Origin of the sequence: Crocosphaera sp. XPORK-15E (genome assembly GCF_034931425.1) — a bacterium.
Classification (GTDB): Bacteria; Cyanobacteriota; Cyanobacteriia; order Cyanobacteriales; family Microcystaceae; genus UHCC-0190.
Genome location: NZ_JAYGHQ010000007.1, coordinates 116,086 through 130,642, shown reverse-complemented (window position 1 = coordinate 130,642; position 14,557 = coordinate 116,086). Strand labels below are relative to the sequence as shown.

Sequence of the window (14,557 nt, the reverse complement as noted above, 5' to 3'; positions counted from 1 at the left end):
GGAAGTATTCGGAAGTCTGTACCAAGTTGTGTCTCAATGTGGTAGTCTCTACTTGCGTTGCCCAAATTGGTCTAGGCAAGCCCCGTCCCTTTTAGGGAGGGGTTAGTGACACATATCTCCGATTCAACAAACAGTGCAGTTTTTTGCTCCGTTATTACTATCATAGGACAAAATTTATACTTTGTCAAGTTATTGTACTAACAAAATACAGTAAAGGGGCTTGAAACCCTGTAAAATCCTGCTATAATCCTGTTAGGACAAATAAAGTACAATGTTAGTATGTAAAGAGAATGGCCAGAACAAAACCCAAGTCTGATAAGGTGTTAACCATCCGTCTTCCAGAAAAGGACTTATTGCGTCTTGAAGCGTATTGCATCATGGATGGAAAGACGAAAACGGAAGTCATCAGACAGTTTATACATAGTTTACCTGTTCGGGAAACAGCAGTCATGGAATAGATTGAAGGGTTGAAGGTTGGGAGTTTTTAGGTTTAAAGTTCTCAACTTTTAATCATTTAGAGATTAAATTTTAACCAATTAAATACCTGTTCAATCGAGATTATTTAAAAGTATTAGGAATGTTGATTTATGAATATGAAGAAAATTCAGAACCTATCCCAAAATTAGAAAGTGTTGAGTTACTTAAAGCTTTAATAGAAGAAGATAATTTATCTCCCCAAGATTTTTTAAGGATATTTGATAGTGAAAAAGTCGTTTTAGATGTGTTACAAGGTAAGCGAAAAATAACGCCGTCAGAAGCTGGAAAATTGACAAAGTTTGGAAGTTTACTAATTTAAAATTTTGCAATAAATCACTAATGATTATTATACTGATTATCTAAAGCCCATTGATGATTTTACGAAATTACACTGATAAGCGACAAAAAAATCTAAATTTTTTCTGTAATTACAGCAGTTTACGTAAAGTAGATTGACTGAGATATACTAATACTTAATAAATTATAGGATTAATCTATGTCTCGTACAAATGACTCAAAATCAATGGCTAAAGCTGCTAGTTTAGGATCAAAAATTATTGAAGCAGTTGCTCCTCCTGTCACAAAAGTTCTTATTGATGAGCTAGAACAAAAACATAAACAGGAACGTAAAAAAACACAAAATAAAGGTTCTACCGAACCTACTATGTAAAACTATTAAAAAATATAGGCTCAAACCCTTAAGGGTTAAGCTATACAGACAAAACCCGCCTACGCGGGTTCAATTTAGTCTCCGAAGGGAGACTTAGTTTCTATAGTATCAGGCTTCAGTCTGTATGTAGGTGTTGATTTAGCTAAACAAGAAAAAAGTTGATAAAAATGAGCTTTAAAACTGAAAATTCTAACCCTGCCCAAGCTTTTTATCTACTAGCAGAAATTCACAATCATTTACATAATAATGTTATTCGTCACGAATTATCTCAAATTGCTAGACATACGAAAGATAGAGAAATAAAAGAAATTTGTAAATGGGCAGCTAACTGCTTAGAAATTATAATTGATACCCGTTTTAGTCATATTGACTATCAACAATGTAAACATTCTTTTACTACTTTAGTGAAGCACTTAAAATGGGCAAAAGAAAAATTTGATAAAGTAGTAGAATTGGTTCCTGACTTAAATCAAAAATGGATAGAAGAACCCTTTAAAGAAACTCAACTTTTGTTATTAGATATTTCCAACTGTATAACACTTTTAGATCGAGAACATGATATCTATGATCAAAATGATCGAGTCATAAAAATTGGTGATCTGGTTGCTGTACATTGTACAGATGAAAATAACAAACCTTATAACCATTATGGTATTGTGGTTGCTAGTAGTCGAGGATTTAGAGTTGCTCATTTCTTTACTGGAGAAACCGTAAAGGCACAAAATAGTCTCGTTGAAAAAGGGTTTGGATATATTCATGAAGTTGGTTATTCATTAGAATGGTTGGTTCAAGAACATTTACCCAAATCTATTCCTTATAGTGATGTTGAAGACAGAATAAAAGCCTCCAGAAAAATCCATCGAAGAGTTTGGAATAAACTTAGTTATAATTGTGAACATTGGGCCAGAGAAATGTTTACAGGTCAACCTGAATGTACACAACTTAAACAATGGAAAGAAGAAATTAGAAATAAGAAAAATAATGAATAAGTGGTCGGACATAATTAAACGAATACAACTTGTAGGGTGGGCATTGCCCACAATAACCTCTAGATCAGCGTTTTAGCCTTTTGGTGGGCAATGCCCACCCTACGCTTATTTATGTCCGACCACTTAACTGAAAATACAAAAAGATTATGGTTCTACCGAACCTAGTATGTAAAGTTAGCTAGAAAAATGCCAAGTTAAGAAACTTCTAATTTGAAAATTATCAAAATTCCTAAAACCATAACCTCTTCTTTTAATCAACTTCAAGGCTCTCCCGTACCTGTGGTGATAAGTAAAGCTTATAATTCGTAGGGTGGGTTAGACTATGAATTTCTTTTGACATTTCTCACATCTCATTTGACGACGATTTATTTTGAGATAAACACTTTGCTCTCCCCAAGGCAAATCTCTGATTGTTAGCGCATTATTTTGGTGTAGTTTTCTGGTCACAGAACCACAGTATATACAAGTTGCTTTCTTCTCTACTTTCTCTAGGGATAAAACTATTCCCATCCCCTCTATTAACTGATAATCTTTCAACAATTGACAATGAACAATGGACAATTGACAATTACCTCTACCTAAAAGGTAGAGGATTGAAAATAAGGAAAAATTTTTTAATTTCTCCCCTTAAAAGAGGAGGTTTTAAACCAAATTAACCAATTGTCAATTGTCAATTGTCCATTGTCCATTGATAACGATAACTCCTTCTAATTGAAGGACATTTGTCATTAAGTTTAGTTGAGAATTTGATGGCATGAGTGTAAGTTAACTTGAAATATCACTTTTCTTTCAATATTTATTTAACCATTAAATGTCTCTAAAAGCAAGCCTTGTAAGGATCTTGTTTCTTATTCTATTTTCTTTTTACTAAAAAAAGTAAGTTATTATTTTAAGAATTTACATAATAAGTTCGGTAGAACCCATTTTAGCTTTAATTGTAGGGATTTAAAAATGTTAAACCCTCACGCTAATATTTGTAGGGGTTTAACACCGTTAAATCCTGACGCTAACGGGCATAATACTATTATGCCCCTACTACATTTTGATTAATTACAAACCCACTGCCTTCTTATATTATAACAAGGGCGCAAGCATTGCGCCCCTACAACCGAACAAATTACATCTACCCTTTGCGACTTTGCGCGACATTTACAAATAGGGACAACTTAGTTAACAATAGATAATAGACACCTTATGACTCTTATCTATGTCTAAACTCCAAACCACCCCAAACCAAACCTATTATGCTATTTTAGAAGCATTAAACCACCTGATTGAAGTAGTAGCAAAATTGCGATCGCCTGACGGTGGATGTCCTTGGGATTTAGCCCAAACCCCCCAAACTTTGATACCATACATAATAGAAGAAGCCTATGAGGTAGTTCATGCCATCAGAAGTGAAGATCAAAATGCCATTGCAGAGGAATTAGGAGACTTATTATTACAAGTAGTATTACAGGCACAAATTGCCGATGATTATGGACATTTTAGCTTAAAAGAAGTAGCGCAAGGCATCACAGAAAAGTTAATTCGTCGTCACCCTCATGTCTTTGGAAATGTAACAGTTAAAGATAGGGAAGAAGTAGGACAAAATTGGGAAAAAATTAAAGCACAAGAGAAAGGAGAAACCCCAGAAATGGCTCAATTATTGAGTCGAAAACTAGCCCATTATAATCGAACTTTACCCCCCTTAATGGCAAGTAGTAAAATCTCAATTAAAGCAGCAAAAGCAGGATTTGAATGGGAAAATATTGATGGAGTTTGGGATAAATTTTCAGAAGAATTAGCAGAATTTAAAGAAGCATTAGAAACCGATAATCAAGAACATCAACAATCAGAATTAGGCGATTTACTCTTTACCATAATAAACCTAGCGAGGTGGTATGGTTTAGATGCGTCTGAAGCATTATCAGGAACTAATGAACGGTTTATTCAACGTCTTTCTAAAATGGAAACCTTTGCCGATCGCCCCTTAACTGATTATAGCTTAGAAGAATTAGAAAACCTTTGGCAACAAGCCAAGAAAAAATTAAACCAATAAGCTATAATTCAAGAACAGCTAGAACAATTTTTATGACCTTAGATCAAGAAAAAACAAAATCATCTTCCGTCTCTGAACAGGAAAAAGTCCAAAAAAATAACCGATGGAAAGCTTTATGGGAAAATGTACAAATTCTCGTTATTGCCTTAATTTTAGCCTTTATTATTCGTACATTTATTGCTGAACCCCGCTACATTCCATCAGAGTCTATGTCTCCCACCCTAGAAACAGGCGATCGCTTAGTAGTTGAAAAAGTTTCTTACTATTTTCATCCTCCCCAACCAGGAGATATTATTGTTTTTGAACCGCCCATTCAATTACAATTACAAGGATACAAAAAAGAGCAAGCATTTATTAAAAGAATCATTGCCAAAGGAGGAGAAACCGTTGCCGTTAATAATGGTAAAGTCTATCTTAATAATCAACCCCTTGATGAAAAATATATCCTAGAATCTCCTCATTATAACTTAGAACCCGTCCAAGTTCCTGAAGGCTATTTATTTGTCATGGGAGATAATCGCAATAATAGTAATGATTCTCATGTTTGGGGATTTTTACCCGAAAAGAATGTGATTGGTAATGCTGTTTTTAGATTCTTTCCTTTCAATCGAATTGGTAGTATTGTCAAGGTAAATTAAAAGGAAAACTCAATAACAATTAACTTATAGTAAAATATTATTAAGGATCTTTCTGCCCCAACTGTTTAACCTAATTAACCACTCAAGAGGAGATTTCTGTAGATGGCTGCTACCGATTACAAAGATTACTATGCCATACTAGGAGTGAACAAAAACGCCAGCGCGGACGAAATTAAAAAGGCGTTTCGGAAACTAGCGGTTAAATATCACCCCGACAGAAACCCCGATAATAAAGAAGCAGAAGAACGCTTTAAAGAAATTAGTGAAGCCTACGAAGTGCTATTTGATACCGAAAAACGGCAAAAATACGATCAATTTGGGCAATATTGGAAACAAGCCGACCAAAGTGCCTGGCCCGGCGGCGGTAACGTCGGTGTTGATATGGGAAGCTTTGACTTTAGCCAGTATGGTAACTTTGAAGAATTTATCAATGAATTATTAGGACGCTATTCAACCTCTGGTGGCCCCACAACCGGACATTATAGCTACCGTACCAGCAGAGGCGGCCCCACAGGCTATAATCCTTATAGTAGCGGCTTTGATAGCCAAACCCCCGCCCCCAACCGAGAAGCAACCCTGCGTCTCACCTTTTCAGAAGCCTTTCGCGGGGTACAAAAACGCCTGAATTTAGGCAATGAAATCATAGATGTGCGAATTCCTGCCGGGGCGAAAGCCGGAAGTCGGGTTAGGGTAAAGGGAAAAGGGGCCGCCAGTCCCCACAGTCAAAACCGAGGAGACTTATATCTGAATGTGGAACTTGAACCCCATTCCTTCTTTCAATTTGAGGAGGATAACTTAGTCTGTGAAGTACCTATTACCCCTGATGAAGCCGTTTTAGGAACAGCAGTGGAAGTGCCTACCCCTGATGGCATGGTGACGGTTAAAATTCCCCCTGGCATTCGTTCCGGCCAGTCCCTACGTTTACGGGGAAAAGGATGGATACATCCCAAAGATGGACGGGGAGATCAATTAGTTAAAATTGTGGTTGATACGCCCCAAAATATCAGTGATACCGAACGAGACTATTACGAGAAAATTCGTGACAGTCGTACCTATAACCCCCGTAGCAATTTATCCAGCATTCGGTTGTAGTCTCGTTGATGCTTTCTTTTATTGATAATGTTCTAAGGATTGAGTTTGAGATAGGGTTTAACAGTGTTAAACCCCTACGAATATCTATTTTTTGAGGAAAGTAACCATTTCTGGATTTTGTAGAAGTTTTTTCACTTCTATTATTAATTTATCAGGCCAAAGATTTTTCTTGAGATAGTCTACATCAGCTAATTGTTTATCTAAAGTTAGGGCTTGTTTAGCCACTTCTAAGCTTGATTCTGTGTCGCCTTTACCATAAAGAACTGCTGCAATAGCTAATTGAGGTTCTGCTAAATTCGGATTAATTTCTAGGGCTTTTTGCCATTGTTGTAAGGCGGTTTCAGTGTCTCCTTTTTCATAGGAGATATAGCCAATATTAATGATAGCAGAAGCTAAATTTTTATTTTTCTCTACGGCTAATTTATAATCCTCTAAAGCTTGATCAAATTCCCCTTGTTTTTGATAAATAAGGCCACGAAGAAAGTAAAAATCTGCTTGATTTTGATTTAAACTAATTGCCTGATTAATATCTTGTAAAGCAGCTAAGTAATTCTCTGAACCAAAATAACTTAGACTCCTTGCATGATATCCCACAGCATTATCAGGAACAAGGGCAATAAATTGGCTATAATCTTTGATAGCCAGTTCATATTGTTGGTTATTAGCGTAGGAGAATCCTCGCATAAGATAGGGTTTAGGACTGTTGGGACGACGGTTAATAAGTTGGGTAAAATCCTCAATTCCTTTAGGAGCATTTTTTAATTAGAATTAAGTTCGATAGAACGGTTAAAATCATCTAAAGCGGTTTGATAATCTCTTAGCTCATGGGTAACAATTGCTCGGTAAAAATAAAGCTTAAAATTCTGAGGAGCTTTACTGATTTCTTGGGTATAATAAGCTTGCATTCGTTTCTGTTTGGCTCTAAAATTTTGAATTGTTTCAAACCCTTCTATAGCCAAAGATTTATCTTGAGCTAACAGTTCTTTGGCTTTCTTATAATCTTCCTCTGCCCCTTGGGTATTACCTAAACTTCGACGAACACCCCCTCGGAAACTATAATTTAAAGGATCATTAGGAACTTTTTGGATATTTTGGGTAAATAATTCTTCAGCTTTTTTGTAGTCTAATTTCGCTTTTTCTGCATCTTTTAATTGGTTACCATAAACTTCTGCTCTGAGGTGATAGGCATTAGCAGAATCAGGTTTAAGGGCGATCGCTTTCGTTAAATCAGCTAAAGCCCCTTGTAGATCTTTTCCTTCCAAATGGCGGTAGAGTCCCCGTACAAAGTAATGCTCTGCATTATTGGGGTCTAATTCAATAATTTTCGTAAAATCAGCGATCGCTTTATTCCACTCTTTCAACGTACTATAGTTACTCGCTCTCATAAAATAAGTCTGCTTCAACATATCTGGGTCAAATTCTCTCCCATTATTAATGATTTTTGTTAGATCAGCGATCGCTCCTTGGTGATCATTTATCTGACTAAGAATAAGGCCTCTAGAAAAATAATTAACTAAGAAATCAGGATCGAGTTGAATAGCAGTATTAATGTCTTTTAGGGCAGCAGATATATCTATGCCTTGTTGCCAATAATTCATGGCTCTTGTGGTATAACCCAATGAATAGTTGGGTTGCAATTCAATGGCTTTTGTGGCATCAGCGATCGCCCCTTCATAATCTCCCCACTCCTGACGAGCAAAGGCTCTACCGAGGTAAGAGTCAGCATTCGGTTTAAGTTTAATGGCTTCTGTATAGGCTTCTTCTGCTTCGGGATCTCGTTCTAAGTCACCTAAAATAGTGCCTCGCAAACCATATAATTTCGCTTCTTGGGGTTGTAATTCTAGTGCTTTATCCAAGGCAGTCAAAGATTCTGGGTATTTTTGGAGTTCATAACGCAAAATCCTCGCTTTTTCATACCAAGCTAGGTAAATTTTAGGGTCAATTTCGATGACTTTTTCTAACGCAGCTAAGGCTTCAGGATATTTTTCCCGCCACTTGAGGGCAACACCTTTGAGATAATAAGCTTGATAAAATTGCGGGTTGCCTTGAATAGCTTGATTGTATGCTGCAATAGCTTGATCATATTGTTCCAAACGGGCTAAAAATTGCCCATAATGAAACCATTCCACCGCACTTGATGACGCTGTGGGGGTCTTTTGGGTAAAGAAACCAAGACGAATTTGATTAATTTGCTCTTTTGATAAAGTTTCTGGGGCTTTGGTTTCAATTTTGAACCATTGGGGATTAAGGTTGCCTTTTTGCAGTTGTCCTAAAAAAGTTTTGATGGGAACCCCTAAACTATTGCCAAAATAAAGTTCTTCAGCTTCTTCTCCCTGACCGATTACCGCATATTCTGCCCCTGCATTAATGCCAATAACACGGCCTTGATGATCTAAAACTGCCCCTCCACTCATCCCAGGTAAAGATAGGGCATTATAGATCAATTCCATGCCTGTAGAGAGGGAATAACGGTCATTGGTAGCCATTAGGTTAATATATTCGGGAGAGGCGACCCCAATGGTAAATTTACGGCTAGGATTACCGGATTTAACCAAGGGAAAGCCCGACAAAAAGATCAGGGGCTTTTGAATATCTATATCAATTTTATTCGTTTTAAAACCACCTACAGTATAGTCAGCTAAGGTAGCCACTTGATAGGTTTCGGGACTGGTAAACTCAACCACCCCAATATCTACGCCCTCAAAGGTTTTAATCCCGTCTTTTTTGGGAACATGGGATTTACCATCAGGAGTGATAATTTTAAAGTCTGTTATGCCTTCTACCACATGACCGGCAGTTAAGACATAATAGGTTTGTCCGTTGCGTCCAATGATGACCCCAGAACCATCATTAGGATCTGGGCGTTCAATGCGGACGGTGATTTTTTCAGCAATTTGGTTAACTTGACGGGGAATTTGGGTATTTGTGGCTTCTTCGCTGTAGAGTTTGGCGAGAAAGGCCACAGGTTCAATGGGAATGGCAAAATAGGACTGCTGCATTTGTTTCAGCAAAGTAGCATCAGGACGAGTACCATCTTGATAGTTATAAGCATCGGTTAAAATGGCGTTGCCTTTGCCTAAAATGCCTACTAATTCCCCTTTTTCGTTTAACAATACCCCCCCACTCATTCCTTGTTTTGTGGGGTTGCTAAAGCCAATTTGATAGCCTCCTGTGATGGGTTTTGGGGTGATTAGGGTAACATTTCCTTCACTGATGCTAAGTTGAGGACTATCATAGGGAAATCCTGCGGCATAAACGGCTTGATTGGGTTTTAAGGGGTCTGTGGCGGCGAAAGTGGCTAAACTGTAAGAATTGGTAGAATTGAATTGTAAGAGGGCTAAATCATTACCTGTGAGGGAATCTTCTGCGGTTTTCAGGGTAGCATTATGGGTGATGCCGTCGGGGGTTTGAATGCGGTAGGGTTCCCCCCGTTTAACCACATGGGCATTGGTAATAACGGTGTAGGTTTCTCCGGTTTGGCCAATCAGTACCCCTGACCCATTGGTGTCTCCTGTATAGACTCTAACGGTGATAGTTTGGGCGGTTTGCTGTGGGGTTTTAGCTGTTTGGGTAAGCAGTTGAGGAAACGCTACAATTGATCCTAAATTGACCAGAAAAATTTTGACTAGGGAAATCTAATGACACATATTGCTGTTAATCAAATGAGTGGTGAGCGATTTATTTCAATAACAGTTAACGAAGCTCAAAATCACTTAAGCGAAATCATAGAACAAATTGAAACAAACGATATTCCTGTTATTATTACCCATCAAGGAAAAGGGCAAGCCGTGATGATTTCTCTAGAAGCTTTTGCTTTTTTAGAAAAAATGATTGCTCAACAAGAGGATGAGATAGACCGAGAAGCATTACGAGAAGCGAGGCAAGATTTAGAACCGACGACTTCATTAAATGAGTTAAAACAAGAATTAAAATAATGAGTTATCAGGTTGAATTAAAATCATCAGCTAAACGACAGTTTAAAAAACTTTCAGCCGATATTCAAAGGGTAATTTTGACAAAACTTGAGCAGTTAACGCTTAACCCTCGTCCTCCTCAGTCCCAAAAAATGGTAGGAGAAGATAATACTTATCGAATTCGTGTGGGAGATTATCGAATTATATATGAAGTGTTTGATCATAGATTAGTCGTTATGGTAATACGCATTGGCCACAGAAGAGAAGTGTATCGAAAGTAGAAGAAAAAAAAGAGGGTGGGTATTGCCCACCTTACTGAATTACAGGATTATTTTTCTACTGGGGCAGTCCGCAAAAATTCCTCAATATCGATTTTCATATACCGTTGATTGGTATGTTTGCGAGGTCCAATTTGCTCCCCATTTAAAATACGAACAATTTCATCTAAAAACTTTCCTGAATCATCATTCGGACGCAAAGTAATTAATAGAGTATTACATCCTTCTCCATATTCTTTTGCCGTACAAATGACACTTTGTCTAAGGGTTCGGGTGACCAAAAGATTAAGAAATGAAGGAATTTGCTGCGCTTTTGTAGACTTAACATTAATTGGTGTTAATGTCAATCAAGAACAATGGTATAAAAGTTTTTCTCGTCTCCTATTGGATGGTTTAGAATTAGATGAAATTAACTTAAATTTATTTTGGCAAGAATTTCAGGGACTAACTGAAGTTCAAAAATTACAACAGCTAATCGAATTAATTTTAGAGACAGTTGATCATAAATTAGTAATTTTTATTGACGAGATTGATAGTTTAATTCGGATTCCCTTTAAAGATGATTTTTTAGCTTTAATTCGTGGATGTTACAATCTAAGGGTTGAAAAAATACAATATAATAATCTTAGTTTTTGTTTATTAGGAGTTGCGTCTCCTACAGATTTAATTCAAGATAAAATAAGAACTCCCTTTAATATTGGTAAATCTATTAATTTATCAGGAATAAGTTTTCTTGAAGCAAAAGATGCTTTATTAACAGGATTATCACAGTTTAATCAACCAGATGTATTATTAAAAGAGATTTTAACTTGGACAGGAGGACAACCCTTTTTAACCCAAAAAGTTTGTTATTTAATTACTGAAAAATGTCAAAATATAAATCCTAATATTGAAGAAATTATTCAAGAATATATTATTGAAAATTGGGAAAGTCAAGATCAACCAGAACATCTCAGAACTATCCGCGATCGCCTATTAATTAATGAACAAAAAGCCATTGCATTATTAGAGTTATATTCCCAAATTGTTAAGTCTCCAATTTTAGCCAATGATACCCCAGAACAAATGACGTTAAGACTAACAGGAGTAGCTCTCAAACATAAAGGATATTTACAGATTTATAACCCTATTTATCGCCAACTTTTTAATCAAGAATGGATTCAAGAACAATTAAATAAATTCCGTCCTTATTATCAGCAAATAAATCAATGGATAACTAATCATCGTTATCCTAATTATTTACTACAAGGACAAAGTTTAACCGCAGCATTATTGTGGTCAAAAGACAAAACTTTAAGTAAGATATATTATCAATTTCTATCAGCAAGTCAAGCAGAACAAGATCGAAAAGAGAATCAAATTTTAGTAGAAGCAAACCAAAAAGCACAACAATTAATTAAACGAGGCAGTATCATTTTTGGAGTAACTTCTTTAGTCTCAATTATTATCGCAATTACTACAACAATATATAGTCAAAATCAGTTAAATATTGCCAAGGAAGGTATCCGTTTAGAAAAAGCAGGAATTAAAGCAAAGACAGAATTTGATCAAAAACAACTCGATAGTTTAGTATTAGCAATAAAAGCAGGACGAGATTTAAAAAAAATCTTAAATACTAATTCATCTTTAGCAGATTATCCCACCCTTAGTCCTGTTTCTGCTTTATTGAAAATCCTCAATGAAATTCAAGAAATAAATCAATTAGAAGGTCATCAAAAAGGAGTAAAAAATGTTGCATTTAGTCCTGATGGAACTCTCATTATTACGGGAAGTGATGATGGCAGTATTAAACTATGGAAAGCTAATGGTCAGCTAATTAAAACTTTAAATCCTAGTGAAAATAATAGCCCTATTAATTATGTAGAATTTAGTTCAGATGGTCAACTCATTGCTTCAGGTAATATGGAAGGAATGCTTACTTTTTGGACAAAAGAAGGTACGCTGATTAAAACATCTCATCATGGAGAGTCTATTTATACACTAAATTTTAGCCCTGATAATAAAATAATTGCAACTACGGGTCGTAATGGAATTATTAAAATTTGGGATATGGACGGAAATTTAGTCAAAAAATTTAGTCATAACCATTCTATTTATAGCTTAAAATTTACTCCTGATGGACAAGAAATTATTACCGGAGATAATCAAGGAATGATTATTTTTTGGTCTTTAGAAGGAAAACCAATTAAAAGTATTAAAGCTCACGGAGAGGTAATTAATAATATTGCCTTAAGCTTTGATCACCAATTATTGGCTTCAGCAAGTGTTGATAAAACCGTAAAAATTTGGACGATAAATGGTCAATTATTAAAGACACTAATGGGACATAAACAGTCTGTTCATGGGGTTATTTTTAGTCCTGATAATCAAACAATCATTACAGGAAGTCTTGATAAAAAAATTAAATTATGGACAATTCAAGGTCAACTTAAAAAGACATTAATAGGTCATGGAGATTCTGTATATAGTATTAATTTAAGTCCTGATGGAACTCAACTTGTTTCTGGCAGTGAAGATCGAACAATTAAACTCTGGAAATTAACAAAAAGTTCCCCAGATTTAATGCAGCAAGGTGAAGAAATTATCAAAATAGGGGTAAGTAAAGATGGTAAAAGAATGATAGCAGCAAGTCTAAATGGATTGGTCAATATTTGGAACTTAGACACGAAGCTTTTTCAACAATGGACTGATCAAAAAACCTTAGTCAGCAGTATAGATTTTGATTTAGATAATCGCCTATTAGTCTTAGGACAAGCTGATGGAGTAATCAAACTAATTAATGCTCAAGAAACGATTAAATCTTTAAAAGGACACCAACAAGAAATTACCAGTATTATAATTAGTCCTGATAGTAACTTAATCATTTCTGCCGATGAAACTGGAATCATTAAACTCTGGAATAAAGAAGGTGATTTATTAAAAAGTATTAAATCTAATCAAGAACTCATTAATAGCCTTGATATTAGTTATGATGGTAAGATGTTTATATCAGGAAGTCAAACAGGAGTGATTAAAATTTGGAACAGTCAAGGAAGTTTAATTACTACCTTAAATACTCACCCAGAAAGCAATATACAAAGCATTAAATTTAGTCCAGATAGCAAAACCTTTGTTGTTGCTAGTCATCAAGGATTAATTACCATCTGGAATCAAGAAAAAATGCTTAAGCAAATAACTACTGATATCCGAAATGAACTGAAAGTAATAACCTTGAGTCCTGATGGTAAACTACTTGCAGTTGGTGGAAATAACGGTAATATTGAATTCTGGAAACTTCAACAAAATCCCACTTTATTATTAACTATTGAACAGTCTAATAGTCCTGTTACCAGTCTTAATTTTACCCCTGATAGTAAAGTTTTGATTGTTGGAGATAGTTATGGAGATATTAGGGTTTGGCCAATTAATTTAGACCAACTCTTAATCCAAGGTTGTCGTTGGCTCAAAGATTATTGGATAATGAATAATTCTAGACAAAAAACTTTGCCCACTTGTCAATAGAAAGCATAATATTTTTAGAGATTAAGTAGGGGTAATTCATGAATTACCCCTACAGATAGAGTCCTGTTATTGCAAAATTTGAGAACCAGTCCAACTACGGGTAACTAATTGCCCATAAGTCACTGAATCAGCATCCTTGGCTAATAATGTGTTACCTTGAGGCGTAACCGCCACCACCGGCCAATCTTCATCCCCTAACATTCCCGATTTAAACAGGACTTCACTGCTATTATTATCATTCCATCCTAAAAGAATCGCCGTTTCATGATCCTGGGGTTTCGGGGTGGGGGTAACTGTGGTAGTTTGATTCGTGTCTCGTTCCCAAATGACAGCATAATCTGTCACATCGGAAGTGCTAAAAAATCCTTCCATTTGACGAGATAATAAGCGATCGCCATTAGAAGACCAAGAAACAGGCATTAAAATTGACATAATCCCTGGTTCATTTTCCTGGTTTTCCCCATCATGCAAATGCTTGGCCAGGGGAGAGTTTGGTCGAATGACTTGTAATTCTCCTGTCTGCAAATTCTCCAAAAACATCACACTCGTGGCTTGAGACTCATGGAGTTCCGGTGTCGCTATCATGGAAATACGGGTATAAGCCGCATATTTGCCATCAGGAGACAGTAAAGCTTGACTGCGATAGTATCTTTGTCCAACTGTCCCTTTGCTACTAAATTCTTGCTGAGTTTCGATTAACCATTGCCAAGGAACAGGAAAAGGACTATCCAGGGGGTCATTAGGTACAGTGAATGACTCCGGTACAGTCTCATCCTCAAATTCAGTCACCGATGACTCCAGAGAAACCGTTTCTACTCCATAATCCATCTCAGGGGGAATAAAATTAGTTTCCGCGTGAACAGATAAAGGCGCAGCAAGTAACCATCCCGTTAATAAACAACCAGCAGAGACGGTAGAACGAAACCATTGATTAGCCAAGAAGCGTTTAAACATAGT

General features: G+C 36.1%; 15 protein-coding genes and 1 pseudogene. 10 read left to right on the top strand and 6 right to left on the bottom strand.

What is annotated here, in order from left to right; genetic code table 11:
* The first annotated feature begins 290 nt into the window (after positions 1-290).
* From VB691_RS09050 to VB691_RS09035, 4 genes are all read left to right on the top strand, one after another.
* Positions 291-458 (top strand): ribbon-helix-helix protein, CopG family, encoded by a 168-nt coding sequence (locus tag VB691_RS09050; RefSeq protein ID WP_323291158.1) that lies wholly within the window; start codon positions 291-293, stop codon positions 456-458.
* Between the two features lie 119 nt (positions 459-577).
* Positions 578-796, top strand: coding sequence for a hypothetical protein (locus tag VB691_RS09045; RefSeq protein WP_323291157.1), 219 nt, complete (start codon positions 578-580; stop codon positions 794-796).
* 177 nt (positions 797-973) lie between these two features.
* Positions 974-1,147 carry a hypothetical protein gene (locus VB691_RS09040; RefSeq protein ID WP_323291156.1) on the top strand — a complete coding sequence of 58 codons (174 nt, stop codon included), beginning with the start codon at positions 974-976 and terminating at the stop codon, positions 1,145-1,147.
* Between the two features lie 167 nt (positions 1,148-1,314).
* On the top strand, positions 1,315-2,136 hold the full coding sequence (locus VB691_RS09035; RefSeq protein WP_323291155.1) for a hypothetical protein: 822 nt from the start codon (positions 1,315-1,317) through the stop codon (positions 2,134-2,136).
* A 174-nt stretch (positions 2,137-2,310) separates the two neighbouring features.
* Here VB691_RS09035 and VB691_RS25825 read toward each other — a convergent pair.
* Together VB691_RS25825 and VB691_RS09030 are read right to left on the bottom strand one after the other, a co-directional pair.
* A pseudogene (locus VB691_RS25825) lies at positions 2,311-2,400 on the bottom strand (transposase); the annotation flags it as partial.
* 51 nt (positions 2,401-2,451) lie between these two features.
* Positions 2,452-2,646 carry a transposase family protein gene (locus VB691_RS09030; protein ID WP_323291246.1) on the bottom strand — a complete coding sequence of 65 codons (195 nt, stop codon included), beginning with the start codon at positions 2,644-2,646 and terminating at the stop codon, positions 2,452-2,454.
* Between the two features lie 697 nt (positions 2,647-3,343).
* Here VB691_RS09030 and mazG point away from each other — a divergent pair.
* The 3 genes from mazG (at position 3,344) to VB691_RS09015 (ending at position 5,907) form a co-directional block, all read left to right on the top strand.
* Positions 3,344-4,177, top strand: coding sequence for a nucleoside triphosphate pyrophosphohydrolase (gene mazG / locus VB691_RS09025; RefSeq protein WP_323291154.1), 834 nt, complete (start codon positions 3,344-3,346; stop codon positions 4,175-4,177).
* A gap of 32 nt (positions 4,178-4,209) precedes the next feature.
* A complete protein-coding gene (gene lepB, locus VB691_RS09020; protein ID WP_323291153.1) occupies positions 4,210-4,815 on the top strand; it encodes a signal peptidase I in 606 nt (201 codons plus the stop codon).
* A gap of 102 nt (positions 4,816-4,917) precedes the next feature.
* Positions 4,918-5,907: a DnaJ C-terminal domain-containing protein gene (locus VB691_RS09015; RefSeq protein ID WP_323291152.1), complete on the top strand. Its 990-nt coding sequence runs from the start codon at positions 4,918-4,920 to the stop codon at positions 5,905-5,907.
* Between the two features lie 84 nt (positions 5,908-5,991).
* Here VB691_RS09015 and VB691_RS09010 read toward each other — a convergent pair whose 3' ends face one another.
* Complete coding sequence (locus tag VB691_RS09010) at positions 5,992-6,591, bottom strand: tetratricopeptide repeat protein (RefSeq protein WP_323291151.1); 600 nt, start codon at positions 6,589-6,591, stop codon at positions 5,992-5,994.
* A 74-nt stretch (positions 6,592-6,665) separates the two neighbouring features.
* Complete coding sequence (locus tag VB691_RS09005; RefSeq protein WP_323291245.1) at positions 6,666-9,440, bottom strand: tetratricopeptide repeat-containing serine protease family protein; 2,775 nt, start codon at positions 9,438-9,440, stop codon at positions 6,666-6,668.
* 105 nt (positions 9,441-9,545) lie between these two features.
* Here VB691_RS09005 and VB691_RS09000 point away from each other — a divergent pair, with 105 nt between their 5' ends.
* Together VB691_RS09000 and VB691_RS08995 are read left to right on the top strand one after the other, a co-directional pair.
* Positions 9,546-9,842, top strand: coding sequence for a type II toxin-antitoxin system Phd/YefM family antitoxin (locus VB691_RS09000; protein ID WP_323291150.1), 297 nt, complete (start codon positions 9,546-9,548; stop codon positions 9,840-9,842).
* Entirely contained in the window at positions 9,842-10,102 is a 261-nt protein-coding gene (locus VB691_RS08995) for a type II toxin-antitoxin system RelE/ParE family toxin (protein WP_323291149.1), read from the top strand. Before VB691_RS09000 ends, VB691_RS08995 begins: the two co-directional genes overlap by 1 nt.
* Before the next feature lie 47 nt (positions 10,103-10,149).
* On the opposite strand, the gene VB691_RS08990 is transcribed toward VB691_RS08995, so the two are convergent.
* Entirely contained in the window at positions 10,150-10,380 is a 231-nt protein-coding gene (locus VB691_RS08990) for a COP23 domain-containing protein (protein WP_323291148.1), read from the bottom strand.
* On the opposite strand from VB691_RS08990, the gene VB691_RS08985 reads away from it, so the two are divergent.
* Complete coding sequence (locus tag VB691_RS08985; protein ID WP_323291147.1) at positions 10,373-13,600, top strand: eIF2A-related protein; 3,228 nt, start codon at positions 10,373-10,375, stop codon at positions 13,598-13,600. The two genes, VB691_RS08990 and VB691_RS08985, sit on opposite strands and share 8 nt — an antisense overlap.
* A gap of 66 nt (positions 13,601-13,666) precedes the next feature.
* On the opposite strand, the gene VB691_RS08980 is transcribed toward VB691_RS08985, so the two are convergent.
* A complete protein-coding gene (locus tag VB691_RS08980; RefSeq protein ID WP_323291146.1) occupies positions 13,667-14,554 on the bottom strand; it encodes a hypothetical protein in 888 nt (295 codons plus the stop codon).
* Between the last annotated feature and the right edge of the window lie 3 nt (positions 14,555-14,557).

Bases quoted from the DNA above. Each gene is read 5' to 3' on its own strand.
- VB691_RS09050 (WP_323291158.1), top strand. From the start codon at position 291: ATGGCCAGAACAAAACCCAAGTCTGATAAGGTGTTAACCATCCGTCTT.
- VB691_RS09045 (WP_323291157.1), top strand. From the start codon at position 578: ATGTTGATTTATGAATATGAAGAAAATTCAGAACCTATCCCAAAATTA.
- VB691_RS09040 (WP_323291156.1), top strand. From the start codon at position 974: ATGTCTCGTACAAATGACTCAAAATCAATGGCTAAAGCTGCTAGTTTA.
- VB691_RS09035 (WP_323291155.1), top strand. From the start codon at position 1,315: ATGAGCTTTAAAACTGAAAATTCTAACCCTGCCCAAGCTTTTTATCTA.
- VB691_RS09030 (WP_323291246.1), bottom strand. From the start codon at position 2,646: ATGGGAATAGTTTTATCCCTAGAGAAAGTAGAGAAGAAAGCAACTTGT.
- mazG (WP_323291154.1), top strand. From the start codon at position 3,344: ATGTCTAAACTCCAAACCACCCCAAACCAAACCTATTATGCTATTTTA.
- lepB (WP_323291153.1), top strand. From the start codon at position 4,210: ATGACCTTAGATCAAGAAAAAACAAAATCATCTTCCGTCTCTGAACAG.
- VB691_RS09015 (WP_323291152.1), top strand. From the start codon at position 4,918: ATGGCTGCTACCGATTACAAAGATTACTATGCCATACTAGGAGTGAAC.
- VB691_RS09010 (WP_323291151.1), bottom strand. From the start codon at position 6,591: ATGCGAGGATTCTCCTACGCTAATAACCAACAATATGAACTGGCTATC.
- VB691_RS09000 (WP_323291150.1), top strand. From the start codon at position 9,546: ATGACACATATTGCTGTTAATCAAATGAGTGGTGAGCGATTTATTTCA.
- VB691_RS08995 (WP_323291149.1), top strand. From the start codon at position 9,842: ATGAGTTATCAGGTTGAATTAAAATCATCAGCTAAACGACAGTTTAAA.
- VB691_RS08980 (WP_323291146.1), bottom strand. From the start codon at position 14,554: ATGTTTAAACGCTTCTTGGCTAATCAATGGTTTCGTTCTACCGTCTCT.